Below are 6866 nucleotides of genomic sequence, written 5' to 3' on the forward strand. Positions count from 1 at the left end.
GGCAAGACCTCGCTGCTCGACCTGAACGACCGCATCTGCAAATGGCCGATCGGCCATCCGGGCGAGCCGGACTTCCACTTCTGCGGCGACAAGGTGAATCCGGGCTTCCCCTACTGCGTCGCGCATTGCGGCCACGCCTATCAGGCGCAGCTGCCCCGTCGCGACCGCCGCCCGCCGCCGCCTTTGCCCTTTGGCGGCCCGCGCGTCCGCTGATTCGGGTCTGAGAAAAAAGCCCGCCGGTTTCTTGACCGGCGGGCTTTTTCGTCGCGGTTTCCCTTGGCCTTCGACTTCGCGCGAGAGCGAAGTCGAAGTGCGCGCCCCGCCACTTGCCTCAAGCGACGGGGCGCGCCCCTCACATCAGAACCGGAACGCCGCCGTCGCGCGCAGCGAATGCCAGCGGAACTTGTCGTCCGACCGCCGGATATCCGTGCCGCTGGTGTTCGGCGCCAGCACGAACGGATTGGTCGCAGGCGCCGACCCTTGCGTCACCCGGACGCGCGTGTCGTCGTCCTGATACTGGTGGTACATATATTCCATGCCGATCGAGAAGTTGCGCCCGATTTTCTGCTCGATACCGCCGCCGCCGAGGAAGCCGAACTGGTTGCGCTTGCCGCTGAGGGCAAAGGCGTTCGACCCGTTCGAGGTCGCGAACTCGCGGTTGATCCGGGCATAGCCGCCGCCGAACGTGCCGTAGAACAGCGTGTTGTTCGCCGCATAACCGGCGCGACCGCGGACCGAGGCTTCCCAGTCGATGCTGCGGGTCATGGTGTACCAAGCCGGAGTCGTCGAAAAGGCCGAGACGCTATCGGTGATCTCCGACTTACCGAACTCGCCCACTGCGCCGTAGACGATGTTGCCGACCTGATGGTCGATACCGACGCGGCCGTAATAGGCGATGCCATCCTTGTCGTTGTCGCAACCGGTGGCGGCATTCTGCGGCGAAAGGACGCTGCGCGCGCGCCCGTTGCAGAAGCCCGGCGAGAAGGCATTGGCGCCGGTCGAGGTCGTCACCACGTCGCCGAACCGCCCGTCCAGATTACGGTCGAACAGAAAGCGCGAGCCGACGTCGTTGGGCTGCACGTCATAACCGAAGCTGCCGCCGACATAGACGCCGGAGAAGGGCGCGTCGTCCTGCGCCGCATAGGTGCCGTCCTGCGCCATCACCGGCGTGGCGATCAACGCCGAGGCCATGGCCCCCGCCATCCAGAATTTCATCATGATCACTCCCGTACCCTTGGCATAAAGGTACCGGGCTAACGGTCCGGTGCCGTGGAAATATCCCACGTTAGAATATCGGCAAAGCTTTGTTGCATTTGCGCAACGCGCCACGAAGCTGGCGCAAGCGCGCCGGAAGCCCTATAGTTCCCGTTATGTCCAATGATCTGTTCGCGGGCGGTGCCCGACCCCAGCCCGCCTATGACGCCTCCTCGATCGAGGTGCTGGAGGGGCTGGAGCCGGTGCGGCGCCGTCCGGGCATGTATATCGGCGGCACCGACGAGCGCGCGCTGCACCATCTGGCCGCCGAAGTCCTTGATAATGCGATGGACGAGGCCGTCGCGGGCCACGCGACCCGGATCGAGGTGAAGCTGGAGCCGGGCAACCGCCTGACCATCGTCGACAATGGGCGCGGCATTCCGGTCGACCCGCACCCCAAATTCCCCGACAAGTCGGCGCTGGAGGTCATCCTCTCGACGCTTCACTCGGGCGGCAAGTTCACCGGCAAGGCCTATGCGACCTCCGGCGGTCTGCACGGCGTCGGCATCTCGGTGGTCAACGCGCTGTCGTCGGATACGGTGGTCGAGGTAGCGCGCGAGCGTATCCTCTATCGCCAGCGCTTTGCCCAGGGTGCGACGCTCGGCCCGCTGGAGACGGTGGGTGCCGCCCCCAATCGACGCGGCACCAGCGTCGCCTTCACGCCGGATACCGAGATTTTTGGGCCAGAACTGCACTTCAAGCCCGCGCGGCTGCACAAGCTGGTCCGCTCCAAGGCCTATCTGTTCGCGGGGGTCGAGATACGCTGGCACTGCGCCGCCGAACTCATCACCGACGACACGCCCGCCGATGCCGTATTCCAGTTTCCCGGCGGCTTGGCCGACCATCTGAAGGAGCAGATCGGCGGGCGCGAATGCGCGACGGCCGATTTCTTTTCGGGCAATCAGGACTTCCCCGCCGAACAGGGCCGCGTCGAATGGGCGGTCGCTTGGCCGCTGTGGAGCGACGGCAGCTATAGCTGGTATTGCAACACCATCCCGACCCCCGATGGCGGCACGCACGAACAGGGCCTTCGCCAGGCGCTGGTCCGGGGCCTGCGCGCGTTCGGTGAACTGGTGAACCAGAAAAAGGCCAAAGACATCACCGCCGACGACGTGATGGTGGGCTCCGAACTGATGCTCTCGGTCTTCATCCGCGAACCGCAATTCCAGAGCCAGACCAAAGACCGGCTCACCAGCCCGGAAGCCGCCGGACTGGTCGAAAAGGCGGTGCGCGACCATTTCGACCATTATCTCTCGGCGAACATGGATCGCGGCAAGGCGCTACTCGGCTATGTGCTCGACCGGATGGACGAACGCCTGCGCCGCAAGGCCGAGCGCGAGGTCAAGCGCAAGACCGCGACCAGCGCGCGCAAGCTGCGCCTGCCCGGCAAGCTGACCGACTGCTCGGCGGACAGCCCCGAGGGCACCGAGCTTTTCATCGTCGAGGGCGATTCGGCAGGCGGCTCGGCGAAGCAGGCGCGCGACCGCAAGACCCAGGCGATCCTGCCGATCCGCGGCAAGATCCTGAACGTCGCCAGCGCCACCTCGACCAAGATTCTTCAGAATCAGGAAATCGCCGACCTGACGCTGGCCATGGGCTGCGGCACCCGCAAGGATTGCGACCCGACCCAGCTGCGCTACGAAAAGATCGTCATCATGACCGACGCCGATGTGGACGGTGCACATATCGCCACGCTGCTGATGACCTTCTTCTTCCAGGAAATGCCCGATCTGGTACGACGTGGGCACCTCTACCTCGCCCAGCCGCCGCTCTATCGCCTGACGGTCGGCGCCAAGTCGCTCTACGCCCGCGACGACGCCCACCGCGCCGAGCTGGAGCGCACCGCGTTCAGGGGCAAGAAGGTCGACGTCGCGCGCTTCAAGGGGCTGGGCGAGATGAACCCCGGCCAGCTGCGCGAAACGACGATGGACCCGTCGACCCGCAGCCTGATCCGCATCACCTTGCCCCAGGAATATGAGGAGCGGGCGGGCGTGAAGGACCTGGTCGACCGGCTGATGGGCAACAACCCGGCCCACCGCTTCGCCTTCATCCAGGAAAATGCGGCGCGGCTGGACGAGGAAGTCATCGACGCCTGATCGGGCAGGTGTTGTCTCGCTTTTTGCGATCCGCTACAGCGGTGAAGGGCGGCCCTTGATGCCGCCCTTTGCTGTTTGAAGGAGACGTCCCGTGACCATCACCGCCCTGATGCCCGTCTACCCACGGTGCGGGGTGCGTCCGGTCCGAGGCGAGGGCGTCTATCTCTATGGCGAGGACGGCGAGCAGTATCTGGACTTCGCCGCCGGGATCGCAGTGAACGCGCTGGGCCATGGCCATCCGAAACTGGTCGAGGCGATCGCCAAGCAGGCCGCGACGCTGATGCATGTGTCGAACCTCTATGGCAGCCCCCAGGGTGAGCATTTCGCCCAGCGGCTGGTTGATTCGACCTTTGCCGACACGGTGTTCTTCACCAATTCGGGCGCGGAAGCCGTCGAGTGCGCGATCAAGACCGCGCGCCGCTATCACTTCGCCAATGGCAATCCGCAGCGCCACACGCTGATCACGTTCAACAATGCGTTCCATGGCCGGACGCTGGGCGCGATCTCGGCGACCAATCAGCCCAAGATGCGTGACGGGTTCGAGCCGCTGCTGCCCGGCTTCGCCTATGCGCCGTTCGACGATCTGGAGGCCGCGCTTGCGCTGATCGACGAGAACACCGCCGGTTTCCTGGTCGAACCGATCCAGGGCGAAGGCGGTCTGCGTCCCGCCAGCATGGAATTCCTGCAAGGGTTGCGCAAGGCATGCGACGAGCATGGCCTGCTGCTGGTGCTCGACGAGGTGCAGTGCGGTTACGGCCGTACCGGCAAGTTCTTCGCGCATGAGCTGTACGGCGTGAAACCCGACATCATGGCGTCGGCCAAGGGCATCGGCGGCGGCTTCCCGCTGGGCGCGTGCCTGGCGACCGAGGAAGCGGCCAAGGGCATGGTCGCGGGCACCCACGGCTCGACCTATGGCGGCAACCCGCTCGCCATGGCGGCCGGTGAAGCCGTCCTCGACGTGATGCAGGAAGACGGTTTCCTCGAGCATGTCGAGGCGATGGGCAAGCGCCTGCGCTCGACCCTGGAGCAGATGATCCCGAACTTCGATCACCTGTTCGAGGAAGTGCGTGGTCACGGCCTGATGCAGGGCCTGAAGATGAAGAGCGACAGCCGTCGTTTCGTGGCGCATTGCCGCGACAATCACGGGCTGCTGCTAGTGGCGGCGGGCGAGAATGTCATCCGCATCCTGCCGCCGCTGACCATCGACGAGAGCCACATCACCGAGTTCGCGACGAAGCTGTCGGACGCCGCGCGCGTCTACGTCCCCGCCGCCGACGATTGACGATCCCTGCCACCCCGGCGGTCCGTGGCCGCCGGGGGACGGAGTAACGACCCATGACGATCCGCCACTTCCTGAACCTCGCCGACGCCGGTCCCGAGGGTGTGACCGCCATTCTGAACGACGCGCAGGCCCGCAAGGCCGCCCGCGCCGGTTTCACCAAGGGCCGCGTCGATGCCGATGCGCCGCTGACCGGCCACACGCTGGCCATGGTGTTCGAGAAGAACTCGACCCGCACCCGCGTCAGCTTCGACATGGCGATCCGCCAGCTGGGCGGCACCTCGATCGTGCTCGATGCCGGAACGATGCAGCTGGGCCGGGGCGAGACCATCGCCGACACCGCGCGCATCCTGTCGGGCTATACCGACGCGATCATGATCCGCACCGACGACCATGCCAAGGTCGAGGAAATGGCGCATTATGCCAGCGTGCCGGTCATCAACGGCCTGACCGACCTGTCGCATCCGTGCCAGATCATGGCCGACCTGCTGACCGTGATCGAGGCGGGCAAGACCCTGTCCGGCATGAAGGTCGCCTGGCTGGGCGACGGCAACAATGTGCTGCACTCGATCGTCGAGGCGGGCGGGCTGCTCGGCTTCGACGTGGTCGCCGCCTGCCCCAACGGCTATCATCCCGAGCCCGGCACGCTGGAGCTGGGCAAGGGTCGCGCGACCTGCACCACCGATCCGCGCGCCGCGGTCGAGGGGGCGGACATCGTCGTCACCGACACCTGGATCTCGATGGGCCAGGCCCATGCCGAGGAAAAGCTCGCCGCGATGATGCCGTTCCAGGTCAATGCCGACCTGATGGCGCTGGCCAAGCCCAACGCCAAATTCCTCCACTGCCTGCCCGCGCACCGCGACGAGGAAGTGACCTCCGACGTCATCGACGGCCCGCAGTCGCTGATCTGGCCGGAGGCGGAGAACCGCCTGCACGCGCAGAAGTCCGTCCTGCGCTGGTGCTTCGGCCAGATCGGTTGATCGCAGGCCGCTCCATACTATCTAGGAGAAGGCCGGCGGGTTCGTCGGCCTTCTCTCTTTCCCCTGCCCTACCGGCACCATATCGCCCGGACCTCCTCCGGTGCGTAAAGGCACGAGCATGACCGACATCACCCTGCCCGACCTCGACCGCGCGATCGGTTTCATCATCCCCGAGCATCATGCGCGCGGGCGGCTGGTGCGGCTGGGTCCGGTGCTGGACGAGATTCTGGCCGCACATGCCTATCCGCCCGCGATCGAGCGACTGCTGGCCGAAGCGCTGACCCTGACCGCGCTGATGGGTGCGACGCTGAAGGACACCAGCGGCCAGCTGACCATTCAGACGCGCAGCGACAGCGGCGTAATCCGGTTGCTGGTGTGCGATTATCGCGGTGGCGAGTTGCGCGGCTATGTCCAGTATGACGAGGACCGGCTGGCCGAGCTCCCCGCCGAGCCGACGCTGTTCGCCCTGTTCGGGCAGGGCTATCTGGCGATCACCTTCGACCTGGCGATGACCGACGAGCGGTATCAGGGCATCGTGCCGCTGGATGGTGATACGCTGTCGAGCGCCGCCGAGAGCTATTTCATCCAGTCCGAGCAAATCCCCAGCCTGCTGCGCGTCGGGATCAGCAAGGGCCCCGATGGTCGCACCGTCGCGGGCGGCCTGTTCCTTCAGCACCTGCCCGAGGGCGAGGAAGGCCGAGAGCGGTTGCACGTCAAGCTCGACCATCCCGAATGGGAGCATGTTCAGGCACTGGGCCAGACGATGGAGGCCGAGGAGCTGGCCGATGCCGCGCTGCCGCTGGAAACGCTCGTATGGCGGCTGTTCAACGAGGAGCAGAATGTCCGCGTGTCGGAAAGCCCGGCCATCGTGCGCGGCTGCCGCTGCTCGGCGGAGTATATCGCCAGCGTCATCACGAAATTCTCGGTCGAGGAACGGCGCGAAATGGCGGACGCCGACGGCCTGATCCAGGTGGACTGTGCCTTCTGCGCGAAGAAATTCCCGGTGCCCTTCGACGCGGAGCCTGCGGCCTGATCCTTAAATCCTCCCCGGAACCGGGAGGTGGCAGCGCGTCAGCGTTGACGGAGGGGGGCTTCGGCATAGGACGGCCTTTGGGCGCGCCCCCTCCACCATGCTGCGCATGGTCCCTCTCCCCGTGCCGGGGAGGAAAGATGGAATGGGGATGCGTAGGCCGCCCGCACCGGATGGTTCCGCTACCCTGCACATATGCTGGTAATTTTCTTGCGACCATGCTATAT

6 protein-coding genes are annotated in these 6866 nt (G+C 65.7%); 5 read left to right on the plus strand and 1 reads right to left on the minus strand.

The features are described from left to right. Positions 1-213: GcrA family cell cycle regulator (locus NS355_RS14040; protein ID WP_244489691.1), on the plus strand; the 213-nt coding region annotated here is incomplete at its 5' end. Between the two features lie 144 nt (positions 214-357). Here the strand turns inward: NS355_RS14040 and NS355_RS14045 are convergent. Next, positions 358-1218: an outer membrane protein gene (locus NS355_RS14045; RefSeq protein ID WP_058746282.1), complete on the minus strand. Its 861-nt coding sequence runs from the start codon at positions 1216-1218 to the stop codon at positions 358-360. Positions 1219-1370: 152 nt separating this feature from the next. On the opposite strand from NS355_RS14045, the gene parE reads away from it, so the two are divergent. From parE to NS355_RS14065, 4 genes are all read left to right on the plus strand, one after another. Further along, complete coding sequence (parE, locus tag NS355_RS14050) at positions 1371-3350, plus strand: DNA topoisomerase IV subunit B (protein WP_058746278.1); 1980 nt, start codon at positions 1371-1373, stop codon at positions 3348-3350. A 91-nt stretch (positions 3351-3441) separates the two neighbouring features. Further along, positions 3442-4632 (plus strand): aspartate aminotransferase family protein, encoded by a 1191-nt coding sequence (locus NS355_RS14055; RefSeq protein ID WP_058746279.1) that lies wholly within the window; start codon positions 3442-3444, stop codon positions 4630-4632. A 53-nt stretch (positions 4633-4685) separates the two neighbouring features. Next, entirely contained in the window at positions 4686-5609 is a 924-nt protein-coding gene (gene argF / locus NS355_RS14060) for an ornithine carbamoyltransferase (protein WP_058746280.1), read from the plus strand. Positions 5610-5727: 118 nt separating this feature from the next. Next, the gene (locus tag NS355_RS14065) at positions 5728-6642 is read left to right on the plus strand and encodes an Hsp33 family molecular chaperone HslO (protein WP_058746281.1); all 915 of its coding nucleotides are present in this window, start codon (positions 5728-5730) and stop codon (positions 6640-6642) included. Positions 6643-6866 lie beyond the last annotated feature (224 nt).

The organism is Sphingomonas yabuuchiae, assembly GCF_001477495.1.
In the GTDB taxonomy this organism is placed as follows: Bacteria; Pseudomonadota; Alphaproteobacteria; order Sphingomonadales; family Sphingomonadaceae; genus Sphingomonas; species Sphingomonas yabuuchiae_A.

Coding starts and splice junctions, on each gene's coding strand:
- NS355_RS14045 (WP_058746282.1), bottom strand. CDS start 1,218: ATGATGAAATTCTGGATGGCGGGGGCCATGGCCTCGGCGTTGATCGCC.
- parE (WP_058746278.1), top strand. CDS start 1,371: ATGTCCAATGATCTGTTCGCGGGCGGTGCCCGACCCCAGCCCGCCTAT.
- argF (WP_058746280.1), top strand. CDS start 4,686: ATGACGATCCGCCACTTCCTGAACCTCGCCGACGCCGGTCCCGAGGGT.
- NS355_RS14065 (WP_058746281.1), top strand. CDS start 5,728: ATGACCGACATCACCCTGCCCGACCTCGACCGCGCGATCGGTTTCATC.